The organism is Bradyrhizobium sp. STM 3561, from assembly GCF_045571455.1.
GTDB classification, from domain to species: domain Bacteria; phylum Pseudomonadota; class Alphaproteobacteria; order Rhizobiales; family Xanthobacteraceae; genus Bradyrhizobium; species Bradyrhizobium vignae.
In genome coordinates, this window is sequence record NZ_CP120696.1 from 106,742 (window position 1) to 123,315 (window position 16,574).

At 62.3% G+C, this 16,574-nt stretch carries 15 protein-coding genes and 1 pseudogene; 6 read left to right on the forward strand and 10 right to left on the reverse strand.

Annotated features, from left to right (window positions below; genetic code table 11):
• Positions 1–89: 89 nt before the first annotated feature.
• The 4 genes from P6U28_RS39890 to P6U28_RS39905 form a co-directional block, all read right to left on the reverse strand.
• A complete protein-coding gene (locus P6U28_RS39890) occupies positions 90–1,160 on the reverse strand; it encodes a relaxase/mobilization nuclease domain-containing protein (RefSeq protein ID WP_407123447.1) in 1,071 nt (356 codons plus the stop codon).
• Entirely contained in the window at positions 1,157–1,675 is a 519-nt protein-coding gene (locus P6U28_RS39895) for a plasmid mobilization protein (RefSeq protein ID WP_407123448.1), read from the reverse strand. Before P6U28_RS39895 ends, P6U28_RS39890 begins: the two co-directional genes overlap by 4 nt.
• A 418-nt stretch (positions 1,676–2,093) precedes the next feature.
• Complete coding sequence (locus tag P6U28_RS39900; protein ID WP_407123449.1) at positions 2,094–3,077, reverse strand: ParB/RepB/Spo0J family partition protein; 984 nt, start codon at positions 3,075–3,077, stop codon at positions 2,094–2,096.
• A complete protein-coding gene (locus P6U28_RS39905) occupies positions 3,067–3,873 on the reverse strand; it encodes a ParA family protein (protein ID WP_407123450.1) in 807 nt (268 codons plus the stop codon). The genes P6U28_RS39900 and P6U28_RS39905 overlap by 11 nt, the downstream gene beginning before the upstream one ends.
• A gap of 391 nt (positions 3,874–4,264) precedes the next feature.
• Here P6U28_RS39905 and P6U28_RS39910 point away from each other — a divergent pair.
• Positions 4,265–4,687: pseudogene (locus P6U28_RS39910) on the forward strand (type IV secretory system conjugative DNA transfer family protein); the annotation flags it as partial.
• 139 nt (positions 4,688–4,826) lie between these two features.
• Here P6U28_RS39910 and P6U28_RS39915 read toward each other — a convergent pair.
• Complete coding sequence (locus tag P6U28_RS39915) at positions 4,827–5,024, reverse strand: hypothetical protein (protein WP_407123451.1); 198 nt, start codon at positions 5,022–5,024, stop codon at positions 4,827–4,829.
• A gap of 179 nt (positions 5,025–5,203) precedes the next feature.
• Between P6U28_RS39915 and P6U28_RS39920 the strand changes: the two genes are divergently transcribed.
• A complete protein-coding gene (locus P6U28_RS39920; protein WP_407123521.1) occupies positions 5,204–5,332 on the forward strand; it encodes a hypothetical protein in 129 nt (42 codons plus the stop codon).
• A 266-nt stretch (positions 5,333–5,598) separates the two neighbouring features.
• Here P6U28_RS39920 and P6U28_RS39925 read toward each other — a convergent pair whose 3' ends face one another.
• Complete coding sequence (locus P6U28_RS39925) at positions 5,599–6,972, reverse strand: serine hydrolase domain-containing protein (protein WP_407123452.1); 1,374 nt, start codon at positions 6,970–6,972, stop codon at positions 5,599–5,601.
• 264 nt (positions 6,973–7,236) lie between these two features.
• Here P6U28_RS39925 and P6U28_RS39930 point away from each other — a divergent pair, with 264 nt between their 5' ends.
• Entirely contained in the window at positions 7,237–7,494 is a 258-nt protein-coding gene (locus P6U28_RS39930; RefSeq protein ID WP_407123453.1) for a WGR domain-containing protein, read from the forward strand.
• Between the two features lie 209 nt (positions 7,495–7,703).
• Here P6U28_RS39930 and P6U28_RS39935 read toward each other — a convergent pair whose 3' ends face one another.
• The 4 genes from P6U28_RS39935 to repA all read right to left on the reverse strand — a co-directional run bounded on the left by P6U28_RS39935 (position 7,704) and on the right by repA (position 12,645).
• Complete coding sequence (locus tag P6U28_RS39935) at positions 7,704–8,015, reverse strand: DUF736 domain-containing protein (protein ID WP_018273795.1); 312 nt, start codon at positions 8,013–8,015, stop codon at positions 7,704–7,706.
• A gap of 970 nt (positions 8,016–8,985) precedes the next feature.
• A complete protein-coding gene (repC, locus tag P6U28_RS39940) occupies positions 8,986–10,218 on the reverse strand; it encodes a plasmid replication protein RepC (RefSeq protein ID WP_407123454.1) in 1,233 nt (410 codons plus the stop codon).
• Positions 10,219–10,414: 196 nt separating this feature from the next.
• Positions 10,415–11,434: a plasmid partitioning protein RepB gene (gene repB / locus P6U28_RS39945; RefSeq protein WP_407123455.1), complete on the reverse strand. Its 1,020-nt coding sequence runs from the start codon at positions 11,432–11,434 to the stop codon at positions 10,415–10,417.
• Entirely contained in the window at positions 11,431–12,645 is a 1,215-nt protein-coding gene (gene repA, locus P6U28_RS39950; protein WP_407123456.1) for a plasmid partitioning protein RepA, read from the reverse strand. Before repA ends, repB begins: the two co-directional genes overlap by 4 nt.
• Before the next feature lie 1,734 nt (positions 12,646–14,379).
• Here repA and P6U28_RS39955 point away from each other — a divergent pair.
• The 3 genes from P6U28_RS39955 (at position 14,380) to P6U28_RS39965 (ending at position 16,502) form a co-directional block, all read left to right on the forward strand.
• Complete coding sequence (locus tag P6U28_RS39955; RefSeq protein ID WP_061880551.1) at positions 14,380–14,625, forward strand: type II toxin-antitoxin system VapB family antitoxin; 246 nt, start codon at positions 14,380–14,382, stop codon at positions 14,623–14,625.
• Entirely contained in the window at positions 14,625–15,020 is a 396-nt protein-coding gene (locus P6U28_RS39960; RefSeq protein WP_407123457.1) for a type II toxin-antitoxin system VapC family toxin, read from the forward strand. Before P6U28_RS39955 ends, P6U28_RS39960 begins: the two co-directional genes overlap by 1 nt.
• Positions 15,021–15,302: 282 nt before the next feature.
• Positions 15,303–16,502: an RHE_PE00001 family protein gene (locus tag P6U28_RS39965; RefSeq protein ID WP_407123458.1), complete on the forward strand. Its 1,200-nt coding sequence runs from the start codon at positions 15,303–15,305 to the stop codon at positions 16,500–16,502.
• Positions 16,503–16,574 lie beyond the last annotated feature (72 nt).

The window sequence follows — 16,574 nt, forward strand, 5'->3', positions numbered from 1 at the left end:
GCCGCGCCATTTAAATTGCTTTAACTGACGTTTTCTTGGCGGAGAGGAACTCGCCCTCCGTCCCCACTTTTTATGATTCCCGCGCTCGCCTATCTGGTCGGCTCATCGCCTCGTGTTTTGTCGCGCCCCTCTTTACTGACGCCCTGCTCCGCGCCGCGCCGCCGCGTATTGGTAAGCTCCGAAAGCTCTCTCTTCAGCGCATGACGTCGGGTTTCGACAGCAGGCATGTCGTTAACGAATTGCCGAACTTGGCGAGCCAACTCGTGGTCTGCTGCCACTCCGGAGCGCTGTAGCTCGGCGGCATAGTCGAGATAACGCTGCCGGATCGCGTCTTGACGTGACTTGATCTGTTCGTCCCAAGGGTGTTTGGCAACCCTGCCCCTCACCTCCGACAGTACCTCCTTCCGGGCGAGCCGGTCGACATCGGGCGTGATCTTTCGCTTGCGCATAGCGAGGACCGCCCCGCGATCGGCTTTTCGAACCCGTCCGCGGGTTCGTCGAGGCGTTGCCTCCGCCGCGATCCCGCGAAGCCGGAGTTCGCCGGCGAACCGCTCCCGCCAGGCCTGAAGATCCGCCTTGCGGGGGTTGAGGCGCTTGCCGTCGTGGCCCCGCGACCGAACCGTCAAGTGCACGTGGGGATGTTTGTCGTCGAGGTGCTGGACGAAAACGTAGTCGTGATTATAGCCGAACGTCTCGACGGCAAATGCCCGAGCTGAATCCTTGACGGCGACAGCATCGGTACCAGCCGGCATCGACAGAATGATGTTGACCGAGAGCGACCCATCGCGGCGGCGCTTATCGTCGAGACCGGCATCATCCTCCCAGCGTTGCTGCAGATCTTTCAACCCTAAACGACCCGCTAGCGTCGCGCCCTGCTCTGTTTCCGCATCGAGCTCGCCATTTCGCGTGATGTATTCGAGGTGCGACTTGAGATGCGCCACGCTCTTGGTCCGACCGGTAATCTTGACCATCACCTCTGGTGCTCGACGGACGATGCGTTCGAGCTTTGCACGCATCGCCGGCGTAAGGCGGCCAGGAGCGGCCGGATCCGGGATATCCCACTCGGCCCGTCGCGGGCGCCGATTGGGCGTTTCCCAGACATACGAGATCGGCGGAAGTTCGGAGGCCAGGTCGGTCGGCCGCGGCGAGCGCCGGGTCATGGCCTTCCATCCCAATAATCCGCGTTGGTGTGCAGCGCACTGCGCAATTGCGCGAGCTCTCTTTCGATAACCGATTTGGCATCTTGAATTGCGGATAGATCGGGCTCAACCGCCCTGCCCTGCAGCACACTGGTGTTTGCGGCACGCGCGATCTGGTTGATGTTGCCGCCGATCCGGTTGAGCTCGCGAACGATCGCCCGAAGGGCGTCATGCTCATCCGGGGAATGCGGTACTGGTGACCCCAGTCGCGAGCGCACTAGTGCAACGATCCAGCCGGTTCGGGTCATGCCACGCTGATGTGACACTTCCGCGAGCTGCCGCATCTCGCTCTCGCGAAACCGCACCGTCACCTTTTCCGGCCGTCCGACCGGCATCGCCACGATGCGCGGCGCCGGCGCAGCGAGTGCATCAGCAATGAGACGCCGCAGCAGCGCGGATTTCCCGCCTTGGGTAGCTGCAAGAACTGAGAACTCCGCCGCGACTTCGTCGGAGACGCGAAGCGAGATCAGAGCCATGCTCTCCAATCCCAATCGCGAAGTAATACATCGCTGGCGCGAAGCCTATCCTGCACTAGAAAGCAAAAAAACTTGTCCCTCGATGTTGGTTCAAACCAACGCTCTCTGCATTCAGCGCTCGCCACTGTAAGGCGATCGAGGGCCCCTGCCCTCTGTGCCGAACTCCGCTCGCGGCGCTCGCTTGGCGGAGTAGGCATCGCGAATACCGATCCGCCGGCAACCGAGGAGACGAAGGCTCTAACTAACACCGGCACTGTCGACCGCGACTTTCCAGCAGCCTGCGGCCTCTCTACGGCGCTGTGGGGAGCGCGTTCGGCCTTCGGCTGCTGCGCTAACGCGCCATCCTTCGGATGGGAAAGTCGCTCCGCCGGCGCACACCGATGGTCTGCCGCCGCGGCAGCGAAAGTGTCGAACGAGTTCATCTCGACAGGATCTCCTCGATTGTAAGCGCCGATGCTGGAACTTCTTCTTCGTGGTCCGCGCCGTCGACCAACACCACAGCGTGACGGGAGCCTTGCGTCGCGAGCCGATCGACAACAAGCTGCCCGGTCCGATCCTGATACCGAACCCGGATTGCCAGAGATGCTGCCGACCTCGATTGCGCAACGACGCGAGTTTTTGGCTGAACCTCCGTTGCCGCTTCGCGGTCGTTCACAGTGTTCCGCGGGAGAAGTGCTTCCGGGAGGGGATCGGAGTTTTCGGATCGAGGGTACCCAACCGGTAATTCGTTCCGGGGATTGGCGCGGCCACCCTGCCCGCGAACGTCCCGGGCCAGCTGTCGAGCCTGTGCGTCGGTAAAGCTGTCCTGCGTCGCGCATCGCCGTTCGATCTCGTCGGGGTACGTGCGCCAGGCCTGATAGAGTTCATAAAGCGCACGGATCGAACTGCCCTCAAGTCGCGCCCGAAGGAATTCTGGCATGCTTTGGACCGAGGCGTAGCGCGACACCCAGTCTTTTGGCTTGCCCAGCTTGCGCGAGATCTCCGCCTGGGTATCGCCGGCGTCCAATCGGTCTGCGATGAACGTCGCGATCTCAGGCGCGCGCAGATCATCACGCTGGATATTCTCGATCATCTGAGCGTATCGGTCTGGCAGACCGAGGTCTTGAATGAACGCGGGTATTTCACGCAACCCCGCGCGCTGCGCGGCGCGGTAACGGCGCGCGCCCATGGCGATGACGTAGCGTCCACCCTCATTCGACCGGCGAAGCACGATGGGTTGCAGCACGCCATGTTCGGCAATGGATTGGGAGAGCTCCTCCAATTCCTGTTCGCTGAAGCTGCGGCGTGGTTGATCGGGATCCTCGTCAATGCAGTCAATCGCGACCAAAAGAGGCCGTCCGGTTGCGCCACCAGAGTTTGCAGCGACGTCGACGAGCTCCTTGAAGCTGAGATCAAGCGTCATTCGTCGTCTCCTGATCGAGCCGTTCTACGATCTTGGCGAGAACCGCGCGGATTTCCCGACCGGCTTCTTGCGCGGAGCGACGCTTCAAGCTCCACACCGGCACCCGTTCAGCTACGGCTTCGGCATAGCCGTCCCGTGCAACAATCTGGCCCGGGAACACGTACTTGCCGGCTTCGCGCAACAACTGCTCCAAGTGCGTTCGTTGACGCGGCGATTTAGTGTTGAAGTTCGACGGCAGCAGGCCGAGGAATTGCGTGTCCTGGCGACCGTAGCGTCGTTGCACCCCGATCACGGTCTGCATCAGGGCTTTGACGCCCTTTACAGAATAATCTTCCAGGTAAATCGGTGCCAACACATGCGAGGCGGCGACCAAGCAGGCGACGCTACGAAGGCCAAGCGATGGCGGGGTATCGATCACACAAACATCGAACCGGTCGGCGGCCTCAGTGAGATTCTGCTGCAGGGTCATGACAGCTGCAGCATTACCGCGATCGATATCCGTCAATGAGCTGTCGGCCGGCGCCAGTGTGATGCCGTTGTTTTCCGCAGCGACAACCCGGGCGGCCGGCTTGAAGAGGTCGGCCGCAGAAATCGACCCTGTATGGTGCTTGAGCGTGTCGGTCGCGTTGCCCTGCGCATCAACATCGATCATCAGAACCCGGCGGCCCGCTTCCGCCATGAACCAGGCCAGATGCACGGCAAGCGTGGTCTTGCCGACGCCGCCCTTTTGGTTGTTGATGACGATCGTGTTCACCGGGTCGACCTTGGTGCAACCATCTGCGCCCGCTTCATCCATGTTCCTCCAGACCGTGCCTCGCCTACCGGCTCGATCCTGATTTGACCGGCCTCTTCATCCTGGGTGTTGGTTTGAACCAACGCCCACTGCGAACCAGCACGCGGCAGAATCTTGAAAGCCAGGCAAAAAATCCCCTGCCAGAAGAGTCAGGGGGCAGCCACTAGGAACGAGGCGCTCAGTCGAAATGAGTTCGCATCGGTTGGGCAGGCGCACACCGGAGTTGAAGCAAGACAGCGAAAACCAAATGCGTGTGCCGCTAACCGTGTTGGTTCAAACCAACACGTTCTGAGGCAGCGCCACCTCGCAATCTCGTATAGTGTGGGAAGACGAGACGGAGCCGACGCCCACCAAACCTGGACGACGGTAAGAACCGCGCGGTGCTCTCGGGCGCAAATACAGCATCAACCTGCTGATGCTCTACCAGTTGATCGGATGCGCGAAGCCTCTGGCGACCGCGATGCGACGAGCAAATGGTTCGAAAGCGGCGTCCTGGATCTCGTTCTTGGCGATCAACGATTCCGAGACAGCGGACTATATCTCGAAGCGCTGTGGCGATACGACCGTGGAGGTCGATCAGCTCAGCCAGCCCTCGCAAATGTCGGCTTCGTCGCGGACACGATCGAAGCAACTCGCCCGCCGCCCGCTGATCATGCCGCACGAAGTGCTGCGCATGCGAACCGACGAACAGATCATCTTCACGGCCGGCAATCCGCCGCTGCGATGCGGTCACGCCATCTGGTTCCGACGCGCCGACATGCAGGCGTGTGTCGGTGAAAACAGGTTCTACCGGAAACAGGCTCAGGGACTTGAATGAGGATCGAAAGATGTGTCCACGGCCCGCGAGAGGATCGTCACGCGCATGCGCGGAGACCGCGCGCGGACTCCGGGAGCGCCGCGTTGGCGGCGCGAGTAGAGCCGTCCCCGAAGGGGCTCGCCCGATGCCCTCGGAGCGGTTATCGCGAGGAAGACGGTTCTGGGAAATTGGCGCGCAGGTACTCGGTCGCCGCCTCCGCCGTCGCGAACGAAGCGAGTTCAAGCATCTCCTCGTCGGGCCGCTGCGGCTGCCGGACCACCATCACCTGGCCTTCGTCAAGACAGGTACGCGGCTGCTCGCGGAACCGCAGCCATTCGGCCTGCTTGGCTTCGGCCAATGCGCAGGCAGCATCGTAGTCATCCGCAATGCCGAGACCCAGGCTCGGCCGTTCAGGCGCCGAACCTCGATGCGACCATCCGGACGGGTGAGGCCGTAGGGACGATCCCACCATTGCTCGAACTGTGCCTTGCTCCGCGCTTCGTTCGGCATCGCGTCAAAGGCCTTGGGCAGTTTTTCATGGTTGCCTTCATGGCAGCCGGCCTGTTTGCCTATCTTCAGCTGGAGCGTCAGGAGCATCCCAACTTCACCATCAAGACCATGGTGATCCAGGCGCAGTGGCCCGGCGCCGAGGAGATGACGCGTTAGGTCATCGACCGGATCGAGAAGAAGCTGGAGGAGCTCGAATCATGCGGAATGCCGCAGACCGATGCAGGCTCGGCTCTGACGGGGCTGAAGATCACGGCACACACGGCTGCAACGACATTGGTCCATGTCCGCATGTCAGGCCTACTATTCCCCATGACGACGTTGCAAGAATGCCGTTCTGTGTGACCGTTTTTGCGGCGTTGCAGGTGCCGGAAAAGCCTTCATTTCAGGCAGACGCTGAATGCAACACAGTCCGTCAGCGCGAGCTAACGGGTTGCCGCCACGATCGCACGCAGCAGTTTTGCGTTGCTGAAGCCGATATCCTCGCGCGTCATCCCCATGCGCAGGATCACCAGCTTGCGCGAGGGGATGATGGCGATCACCTGGCGGAGATGCCCTTCCATCATGAAGGTGTCGGCGGGAAGATCATAGCCCAGGCCCTTGGCCAGCCAGATCTGTCCGCGGCCGTAGACCGGCCCGTGGCCCTCGTCGGACACGGGAGATGGTGAGCGCATATAGTCGACGAAGCCCGCCGGCAGAAGCTGCTGGCCGTTCCAATTGCCGCCCAATCGCAGGAATTCGCCGAACCGCGCCCAATCATGCGCGGTGGCGAAAAGAAAACCTTCGCCGCGAAACGTGCCGACCTCGTCAGCCTCGAGCACGGCGCTGGTCATGCCCAACGGATTGAACAACCGCTCGCGCGGATAGGAGGGAGCGCCCTCGCCGACCGCGTCCTGCCAGAGCCGCGTCAGCAGGACGGTCTGGGCGCCGGAATAGTTGAATCGCGTTCCTGGCGGCGTGTCGAGCGGAAGGCCCCGCGCGAAAGCTGCGGCATCCCGCACCAGAAATTCCATGCGCCCGGGATCGGTGATGCGACCCTCGGCTTCGCTCCATTTCAGCCCGGCGGTCATGGCCATCAGATCGGCGATCGAGATCTCCGCGCGTCCGTCTCCGGCCCATTGCGGAAATAGATGCTTCTGCTCGAGCGACAGTTTTCCATCCTTGATGGCCATGCCAACCAGAGCCGCGGTGACGCTCTTGGTCATCGACCAGCCGTGCAGCGGCGTTGTCGCGCCAAATCCCTCGCCATAAGTTTCGGCGATGATACGCCCGTCATGTACGACGACGATGGCGCGCATGCCCGGCCCTTGCAGGGCCGGATCGTTCACCGCCGCTTGCAAGCGGGTATTCTCGGACACCTCCACCTTCTCGCCGGCGGGCCAGAGCGCATCCGCGCTCGCCCTGGGCGGAAGCGGCTGTGCCGCGGGGCGCTTCCAAGACTGGTCGTCCATGACGTTAGTGCAACCCCGGCCCTCGACATATTGGGCGTGACGTTTGGCGATGAACCCGAGAAGGGCGGCATCGACGCGGTGTTCAGCGGGGCTGACGTCGACCTTCACCAGATGAAAGATCTGATAGCCGAGGGCCAGCAGGTCGGCTTGCACGATCGCGTCCACCTCGCGTCCGGCCATGAAGACATTCGAGCAGACGGTCTTCGCCGTACCCGCGGTAACGAGCTGCAAGACGTCTTGGCGGGCGATGACGATCCAGGCGCCTAACCCCACGATCGTCAGCGCCAAAAGGCCGACGACGACACCGAAAATCCTGAGCGCCCGACCCATATCTTCCACCTCAACCACGGCGCTTTCTACTACAACGCGAAGGTGGTTCCAAGGTACTACCCTTGGCGACCAAGCAGAGTCCGCGACGGCAGAATGGGAGCTGAATCTGGCCGGGCCGGCACGCCAGATGGCTCATGCTCGTCGTCGACGCCGCTACAACTGCCCCCATCGAGGGATCGCGCGTGCACCTGCAATCGACCTATCAGGAAAATGAATCGATCACCCTTGTTCGATTCAACAATCCAATTGGACACAGATTCCAGATGACGCGACAATCGCTGCATGCCTCAGCTTCCGCCGGATCCTGTCCATCTTCGTCGTGTCGACGCAGCCCGCAATATGAGGCGGTTCTACCTGCTGTCCTTGCAGCCAACCCTGTTCGGCGGCGTAGCGGTAGTCCGCAACTGGGGCCGCATCGGCACGAGCGGTCAGACGATGATGCAAACCTTCGAAGACAGCGCGAGAGCCGGCGAGGCGTTTGACCGGCTCGAGCGAACAAAGCGACGCCGGGGCTATGCTCCGGCGGTTGAAAACCGCTGATCGGCGGGCGATGCGTCGCCGGACGTGGTTGGCTGGTTGCGTTCCGGATCAGCTTGGCGAGTTGCGCTTCGAGCGTCTTGCGCTCCGCGGGGCTGAACAGGCAGTCGCGCAGCTCGGCGCGCAGTTCCTCGATAACGTCAACTGTCATGAGCTTCTCTCCGTTCGAAGGGAAGAAGGCCCCGCCTCGCGGCGGAGCCCTCCTGGGAGGCTCAGTCCCGGTTCGGACGGGACCAGATCAGTTGGAGGCCTTCCGCACCTTCGACCTCGGTCAGGGTGGCGTAGATCGGAGCGGGGAAGCTCGGATCGTCCAGCTTGACGGAGAGGTAGTCGCGCTCGGTGTCCTTGGCGGTCTTCTGCCAGGCCGCACCCAGCTCGACGTTACCCGAGTAGATGCGGAAGTGCGGTCCCTTGTCGGAAGGATTTTCGACGCGGATCAGCTTGGCCTTGACGTTGAGGTTGAGCGTCTTGATCGCGCCGGAGAAGCCATTGCCCGTGGAGGTGAAGGTGCCGATGGTAGCCATTGTCTCATTCCCTTGGTTTTCTGGGCCGCGCCCATCGCGACCTCGATGGCGGTCGTGAGACCGGAGGCGATCGACCTGCACCTGAAGGGCCGAAACGAAGTGGAGGGCGGCCGGCAGCGACTTTCTTGCCTCGCGAGGAATGGCGCGCAGCGCCAGGGGAAGAAAGTCGAGGACGGCCGTTGCGGGGACAAGATCGAGGGCCCGCGCAGCGGGACCGTCCTTCGGTCAGACCAGCCGTAATCGAGGACGCAGATGGGCTGCCCGTCGTGAAAACTGTTGGAATGAAGACAGCCCTCGGCAACATCACATCGCGCGGTCACGAGCACGGGCGACAAGATCCGATTGCCCTGACGAGGCCGGCTGAAGACCGCATATCCCCGCGCAAAGGGTCCGGGGGAGCAGATGCGAGTCGGAGTCCGCCGCCGCAAGGTCGACAAACACCTGCCGACGAACTTGGTATGGCCGGACATCCTGCGTCTGCTGCATCGATGCTCGGATCTTCGATGAGGCCAACAGGGTCCACGATCCGGCCGGAGCATCGCGGTCGATGGCTCCGGAGGTTTGCGCCGGCGAGGCCAAGCGCGCCTCGAAGCGCCGTGCCGCCGAATGGGGCGATCAAGCCACGCCCGGGGCCAGACGTCACACCGTTTTCGCACTCGTTCGGCCATAGATCGAGCCGGCCACGGTCAGCATCCGTCGAGCGGATCAGCCTCGTCCAGCGGCGCGCAGGAGCGATGCAGAAAGACCTGGCCGCTGACACCGCAGTGCCCTGAGCGAAGCGCACGATCGGCATCGACGGCGTCGGTCCTGGCTTCGGGACGGTGATCGCAGATTTGACGCTGGCGCGCGTTATCGTGAAACGAGCACCTGGACGCCCTCTTCGGCGGGATCGGATAAGGCAACATCGCCTCGCGCAGCGAACGACATCGCTACGCGGCTGGAAGCCAAGCCAGCTGGGTCCACCCATGGCTCACGCCCGTCGCTTTTCGTGGCGCTGGGAGTTGATCTGCGACATCAGGATCGGCCCAAGAGAAAACTCTCCGACCTCCGCTTTCCGCGTCAGCCCGCGCAAGTAGCCGCCGGCTGATCTGATGGTCGTGCCACGCTGCAGGATGCAGGCGACGACGACCGCCGCTTGCGTTTCACCCAGGACGGTTTGCGCCTCCTCCCAGGCGCTCGGGCTGATCCCCAGCATTGATCTCACAACGGCCGCGGTGGCGAGGAAATCGCGCCAGTTCGAAATGCCACCCTTCGCATAGTCGACGATGTCAGGGCATGCACCGAGGACCATTCCCAACGGATACGAACCCTCGGCGACTCGCGACGGTTGAGGTTTAGGCTCAGCTCCCGCCGCCCTGCCTTCTCGGAGGCTAGGTTCAAAATCAATTAAGGGATCGGTATTTGAATTCTGTATGTGGCGCTCAGAATGGGACTCATTGGCGCTCGGATTCTTGGATTTGATGTGCGCTTCCAGAAGATTGAGCACGTCGTCAGCAAGTTGCGACAGCTCGTCGGCGATCGGCTCGAGCTCCTGGCGCGTCGCGGTGCGCGGAATCTGAGCGACCATTGCGCGGAAGGCGGCATGCACCTCCTGCCAATCCGCAGGCCCCTGCCCTGCCCTTCGCGTCGGGACACCTTCCTCGATGCCCGTTGCGATCATCTTCGCAATGTCGCGCCGGCACAGCGTGATCCGCTCACGCACGAGCTTGAGTGCGCGGGCTTCTGCATCGATAGCGGCAGCCAGGCTCTCGAACTCTTCCGCGCGGACAACGAGCGGTGACAGATCGAAGCCGAAGGCGAGCTCGATTTCGCCGGCATCGTCCTTCCGCGCATAGCGCTTGCCATTTGGGCTGTCGCGCCGAACGATCAGTCCCGCGTCGACCAGGACAGCAAGATGACGCCGCAGCGTCGACGCCGGCATGCCATGCGCCCGCCGACTGAGCTGATGGTTCGACGGGAAGACGATCAGATCATCCTCTCCTGTCAGCGCAGTCTCAGGATGGAAGGTCAGGAGCGCGTTTAACACCGAGAGCGAGCGCTCCGATACGCCAAGGCGCGGCCGGGCCGTGCAGATGGCGTGGAAGATCTTCCATTTGTGGACGATCTTTTCGGGAGGGCGTTCGGTTGCGACCATTTGGCTTGCCACATGGGCAAGCGTCAACGATCGCCGCCCGAAGGGCGTCGTTGGAGAGTGTGACTGCATGTCTTTGCCTCAGCTGGGCAAAGGAAACCTGCTCGCCGAAACGACGATAAAATCGCGTAGAAACTCTTGACTGCGATTCGCGAAAGTGATTCTCTGTCAGTCGCCAAACTTGAAGAGAGGGCTTCCGGAACTCCGTTTCGGGGGCCTTTTTCTTTTGCCTTGTCTGCTCCTGGTTCGTGTTTACGGGACGAGGCCGTCAGGCCTCGGTGTTTTCCTGACCGCTGCTCGTCTTAGAAAAGGCGTCGAACAGCGCCGGGAGTTGGTCGACAAGAAATGCCGCGAATGTCGCCGAGACATTCTTGTCGAGGGTAAGCTTCAATTCGCGCTCGGCGTGACGCACGTGCGCGATCTTGTCGCCGGATGCGGAAAAGACTGGCTTCTCTTCCGATGGCTTCGATGTCCCCGCGGAGGATGCACGGCTCGCCGCTGTATATGCTGCAAGAAACCGGGCGTCGGTTTCTCGTTCTGCAAATTTCGGTTCAGCGATCGCCGCTCTGACACGTTTGAGCGCGGCGGCATCCTTAACCAGGTCGGCGAATGACTGCCAGCGGCCGCGGCCAACTTTCGGAGCCTTTCCGATTGCTTGAATAACCTCGGTGGGAACTGACCGGGCCACGGCAAGAAGCTTCGAGGCCTCCGCTCGATCAATCGACAACGCATCCTGCACGACTGATCGGCTATGCCCGGCATCTTCGATATGCATCGCGAAGGTGGCGCGCTCAATGAAACTCAGATCTTCGCGTGGTGCGTTCTCGAGTCCTTGCGCCACGACGAGCGCTTCATCTGACAGCGCTCGCAGGATCGCTTTGACCGAAATGCCTAGTTCGCGCGTGGCGCGGACGCGGCGATGACCATAGGCACTCTGGTAGCGCCCTTTTGCTTCAGGATGCTCCCGAACGAGAATGGGCACCTCTTGACCACGCTGTGCGATCGACTGCTTAAGTGCCTCGAACGAGCTATCATCCTGATCGCGAAACCGATCGGCTAGCGGAGACGGATCGATAAGCGAGGGGTCGATTTCAAGGATCATTGCCCCGGAGGCAATCCTTTCGCGCAGCTCCTCGTTCTCTTTCTCGACTCCGGAAAAAGTGTCTTTCAGCGAGCGGACTGAGCCTGAGGAGACCCGCGGCAAGGCACCGGGCATGTTGTCAGCTGACAACGCAGGTGACTGCGGGGCCGTGAAAAGGCTCTTGATGGTGTCAGTACGTTTGCTCATCGACCCCACACCTTCTTGAGAAGTTGCGCGATTTCAGCATTGACCGCGTCGACCGATTCCAATGCCCGGTCGTAGGCGCCCCGCCCTACGGCGCCGCGCTCCAGCTCATAAAGTGATTGCTTGGTGAGACCCGCATTGGCAATCGCGGTCGATTTCCACACAGTGGCCTGGAGCACATCCGATCCAAAAAGGGTCCGGAGGAGAGCCACGATTTGCGCTTCGGGCACGTCATTGGGATCGTGACGCGTGATGACGTACCGGATGAAATCGTGATCAAGTCGTCCGCCAGCTTCCTCGATGACGGACATGAGATCCGAGGTCATGAGGAGAAATTGGCTCATGGATGCGACATCGACCATCTGAGGGTGGATGGTCACGAGCATCGCGGTCGCCGCGTTTAGCGCGCCCATGGTCAAGTAACCAAGTTGGGGTGGGCAGTCGATGACAACGACGTCATAGTCGTCGGCGACCTGGTCGATGGCGCTGGCGACGCGGCGAAAGAACAAGTCGTGTCCTCGTTCACGCCGCTCGACCATTGCTCGAGGCGTGGTGTGCTCGAACTCCATAAGTTCGAGATTGCCTGGAACGAGACCTATCCCGTCAAAATAGGTCGGCCGAACGATCTCGCGCATTGGCCGCCGGTGCTCATCATACCTTATGGCGCCGTAGAGGGTTTCGTTCGCCCCGATATCAAACTCGGGCTGGTACCCGAACATTGCTGACAGCGAGGCTTGCGGATCGAGGTCGATCGCGAGGACCCTAAAGCCGGCGAGGGCGAGGTATTGCGAGAGATACAATGCCGTCGTCGTCTTGGCGGAGCCGCCCTTGAAGTTCGCGACGGTGATGATTTGAAGCTTGTCGCCTGGGCGCCGACGCGGGAGAAATTCCAATGCTTCGCGCGGCCGCGCGGTGGCTAAATACCCGCGCAACTCGTGAATCTGCGCCAGGGTATAAGATCGCCGTCCCCCGATTCCCGTCGTTGGGGCAGGTCCAAGTCCGTCGAGAGAAAGTTGTCGAAGGTACCCATCGGACACGCCCGCAATTCGGGCGACCTCCCCTGAGGTAAACGAGCGCAGAGATTTGCTCGCTGAAGGCGGGAAAAGCGTCTTCGCGAGCGAGCGAAGCTGGCCGGAAAGAATGCCGGCATGCCGAGAGATCCGCGCAGACGCAGTCTCGCTCATCGTAACCGAATCTTCCGCTAAGCTACCCATTTTGCTTTCTCAAGACGGTTTCTGCGCGTCAGACGCCTAATCTCCGTCTTGACAGATGGCCACGATTCTATGATTTGAGCAAGAAATAAAGGGTTAACGAGTTCTTAACGCTCGATTGGGTGCCGAACTGCGGGAAGCGGCTTCTTGGGCGCATCGCCTTGCTGTTGTCAGCTGACAACAACGGCTCCAGCCGGTGGACTGAGCCTCTATTATAGATTATAGCCTGAGTCGGCTGGGCTGCGCGGGTCCCCAAGCTTTCATTTTGTACCTCGCCACCTGCTGCACCGATCGTTGTTGGTTATTGTACGCCGACGCCTCCGTCCATGTGGAGCAAAACCCCTCGTTTCTGGGGTCCAAGTCAGCGCGCACCGGCGCTTGACGAGCGGTTGATCTATCCCGGGCGAGCGTCCCTATTCCCCGCTTCCCAGCCAGTCGTCCCCCCCCCCCCCGAGAATCACGTTCTCGCAATGTAAGGTGGATCCGCTCAAGCTACCCAACCCCGATGCCGGGACGGGCGGTCCCACGTAAGGCGCCCTCCCCGCCTCGTTTGAAGCGTCCGGGCTGGATGGCGAGTGGCGGGAAGTTTGTGACGTTGGCTCGCCGGGTCCAGCGGTACGCCGGGCTGTCGCGGTGGGTCGACGCGCCAGTCCGGCATTTCGCTGGGCCGCCGCTCGCCCGGGGCCAGAGCGAGCGGCACGCGACAGCAGAGGTCTCTGCCAGCCGGTCGAATGAACAGGCGTCGAGCAAATCAACCGAGTACATTCCGGGTCATCCACGGTTGCTGTTGCGCTGCTTGGCCACACCGGGCGACCGCCAACCGCAAGGCCGACCAACCCCGGCGCTGCGGAGTGCCCTCCTCATCGGGGCACCTGCGATCCGTTGCGGCGAAGGATGACAATGCGCAGTCGGGCTACCACCTTAACCGGCACGGCCGTGCGGCGGATCGACCTCGCGCCGGGCCGGATCCAATCTCAACGCCTGGCGTCCATCGCGGACGACGCACAGATTGTTGTCAGCTGACAACATCCCCTTAAGTCCGAGCGCGCCCCAACGGGATGGCGGCTTCGCAGTCGGGCAGGCGGAGGCGCCGCCGGACCTTGGGTGATCACGGCAGGCATCGGGGTCGAGCCATGACCGTCGACCGTCGGGAAGAACCAGCCGAAGAGCAGGCTGAGCTCACGCCTCGATCCGGCCTGTCAGGAAGTTGATCCGCAGCATCCAGCGTCGGAACGGCACTCCATCGACATGCAGCAAGGTGGATCTACAATCCAATCTCGCGGAGTTGCGTGACGCCGAATGAGGCCGATCGGGAGCGGAGAGTCGCCTCACGCTGCGGTGCTAGGTAGCAATCGGCCGCTGGAGCGTTGTTGTCAGCTGACAACAAGAGGCTAGCCTACCAAGGAAACGGATGTTGTCAGCTGACAACAAACTGTGCCCTTGAGTCGCCGACGCGCGTCCTTCCAGTCCTCGTCGATCCGCGCCCCGATGAGTTCAGGAGCTGGGACGAGGTTGTCTTCGGCCGGAGTTCCGTCGAGGTGATGGGCGTGTGGTCTTGATAGGAAGCAGCGCCTGGAAGGCCAGAGGGTGGCATTCATAGAACGCTAACCATAGAAATCTACGGCCTCCGTGCGCTTTACGACCTTCTCCATCAGATTTGGCGAGAATCCCCAGTCTTCTCGCGGTGTATCCGGAATGTTATATAAGGATACACGATACGCGCTAGAGGAGCGCCCCATGGCCTTCCATATCAAGAATCCGGAGACCGACGCGCTGGCCCGCAGGGTCGCGGCGCTGAAGAAAATCGGACTGACCGAGGCCGTTCACACGGCACTCGCCCATGAACTCGAGCGCGAGCAGGGCAAGCCGTCCTTAGTCGACCTGGGCGTCCAGTTTTGTCGCGATTTGAAGGCAAAGGGCAATCCGCAGAGCGGCAAGCCTGCCGACAAGGCGTTCCGCGACAGTCTGTACGAGGATTCCTGATGTTCATCGACGCTTCGGCGCTAACCGCGATGTTGACCGACGAAGACGAGGCGCGCGAGTTGCTGGCGCGCGTGCAGCAAAGCACAACCCGGCTGACCTCGCCGCTGGCGGTGTGGGAGGCAGCGATTGCCATCGCCCGCGTGCTTGATCTGCCGATCGCCGCGGCGGCCGAAGCGGTCGAGAGCTATCTCGCGCTGATGGAGATCAAATTGGTGAACGTTGCGCCCGAAACAGCCCGCATCGCGCTCGACGCCTTCGACCGCTTCGGCAAGGGCCGACACCCGGCGCGGCTCAATTTCGGGGACTGTTTCGCCTACGCCTGCGCCCGCCATCTCGGTGAACCGCTGATGTTCAAGGGCGCCGATTTTCTGCAGACCGATATCGAGGTGGCCTGACAAGCGCTACTATCGGAGCAGTACGGAGCGTGGCAGAAGTAATGAACGCTGATTCGCGACGAAGCTACCGAACCGACGCGGGGTAGTCAGGCCGATAGCCGTGACCGCGGCAGTGCGGCCAGCCGACCTGACCGACGAGGACTCTCAGCGCAGGCGGCGCCCGAAGGCGTCCGGAAGAGGGCAGGGGACTGACCAGCGCATCTTGTCGGTGGTTTGGCGCCGGCGGCGCGCCCGCCTTGAAGTTGCCAGAGCTCGCTGGGACGGTCCCGAACCGACATCGCTATGACGGAAGCGAAAGCCGTGTTAGCTTCCGTTTCGCTGGTTCCCATTAAGGTTATCAGGACCTTGCTGCCCACCTACAAAATCCCCGATCCGCTGCCCTGGGCCCAGCTCGCCGGGCCGCTTGCCGCCGCCGAGGATGCCGTGGCCCGCTTCGACGAGCGGCTGGCCAAAAGCCCAATCCGCGACGGCGCAATCAGCCGGACACACTTCACCGATGCCTGCGCCAGTTTGTGGCTGGACGGCGAACTTGTCCACCTGGAAGACCTCGTGCTCCACGACGCCGGCATGGACGTCCGCGCTCCCACCCATGAGCTGACCCGCGCCCATGCCGTGCTGCGCGCCCGTCGGCGCATCGCCGAGGCGAAGCCCGATTGGGCGCTGTCGGCTCCGGGACTCTCCAACCTCCGCGGACGGGGCGAGCGAGAGCAGGAGACGAGCAACCGGAAGGAAGGTGAGGGAGTGTTTGAGATCGACGAGGCCCCCGAGCGGGAGGAGGTGGGTCTCGAATTGCCCCTCGGTGTCCTCGAGACCGATTCCCATCTGGCCGCCGCTTTCGACGCGGTCGACGCAGCGAACGCCAGGGCGGAGCGCAGGCTTGCCGACGAGACTCGGTTTCGGCCGGAGCGGGATTCTCTCATCTACGATCCCGACTGGGATGAGGAAGAACGCCTCGATCACTGGCGCGATGTGGTCGACCAGACTCGCGGCTTGCCGCCAACCCTGGCGGGGGCGATTGCCGCCGACGCCTGGGGTGAGATCGAACCGCTCGAGCACACGCCTTGGCTCGGCCGCCTGCTCGCCGCGGCATTGTTGAGGGACCGCGGCAAAACGCGATCGCATCTGCCGTGCCTGCATGCTGGGCTGAAAAGCATTCCGCGTGAGCGCCGGCGGCCACGCGACGCCGCAGCGCGTTTGGTCGTGCAACTCGAGGCCATGACGGCCGCCGCCGAGTCTGGCCGCAAGGATCACGACCGCTGGCTGATGACCAGAAACCTGCTCGCCCGAAAACTCGCCGGCCGTCGCGCCACTTCAAAACTGCCGGCTCTCCTCGACTACGTGCTGACGAGGCCGATCGTCTCGGCGGGCATGATCGCAGCGGAACTCGGGATCACTCCCCGTGCTGCCCAAAACCTGGTCGCCGAGCTCGGCCTGCGCGAGGCGACCGGGCGGGGACGCTACCGGGCGTGGGGCCTCCTGTAGAGACGAAGGTCCGTGCGGCTGTGAACGCTCGGCAGGAAGACCGTCTCGTCCAGATGAAAAAGGCACCAACAC

Coding starts and splice junctions, on each gene's coding strand:
- P6U28_RS39935 (WP_018273795.1), bottom strand. CDS start 8,015: ATGGCTACCATCGGCACCTTCACCTCCACGGGCAATGGCTTCTCCGGC.
- P6U28_RS39890 (WP_407123447.1), bottom strand. CDS start 1,160: ATGACCCGGCGCTCGCCGCGGCCGACCGACCTGGCCTCCGAACTTCCG.
- repB (WP_407123455.1), bottom strand. CDS start 11,434: ATGAGCAAACGTACTGACACCATCAAGAGCCTTTTCACGGCCCCGCAG.
- P6U28_RS39955 (WP_061880551.1), top strand. CDS start 14,380: ATGGCCTTCCATATCAAGAATCCGGAGACCGACGCGCTGGCCCGCAGG.
- P6U28_RS39895 (WP_407123448.1), bottom strand. CDS start 1,675: ATGGCTCTGATCTCGCTTCGCGTCTCCGACGAAGTCGCGGCGGAGTTC.
- P6U28_RS39900 (WP_407123449.1), bottom strand. CDS start 3,077: ATGACGCTTGATCTCAGCTTCAAGGAGCTCGTCGACGTCGCTGCAAAC.
- P6U28_RS39930 (WP_407123453.1), top strand. CDS start 7,237: ATGCCTCAGCTTCCGCCGGATCCTGTCCATCTTCGTCGTGTCGACGCA.
- P6U28_RS39965 (WP_407123458.1), top strand. CDS start 15,303: ATGACGGAAGCGAAAGCCGTGTTAGCTTCCGTTTCGCTGGTTCCCATT.
- repA (WP_407123456.1), bottom strand. CDS start 12,645: ATGGGTAGCTTAGCGGAAGATTCGGTTACGATGAGCGAGACTGCGTCT.
- P6U28_RS39920 (WP_407123521.1), top strand. CDS start 5,204: ATGGTTGCCTTCATGGCAGCCGGCCTGTTTGCCTATCTTCAGCTGGAG.
- P6U28_RS39960 (WP_407123457.1), top strand. CDS start 14,625: ATGTTCATCGACGCTTCGGCGCTAACCGCGATGTTGACCGACGAAGAC.
- P6U28_RS39905 (WP_407123450.1), bottom strand. CDS start 3,873: ATGGATGAAGCGGGCGCAGATGGTTGCACCAAGGTCGACCCGGTGAAC.
- repC (WP_407123454.1), bottom strand. CDS start 10,218: ATGCAGTCACACTCTCCAACGACGCCCTTCGGGCGGCGATCGTTGACG.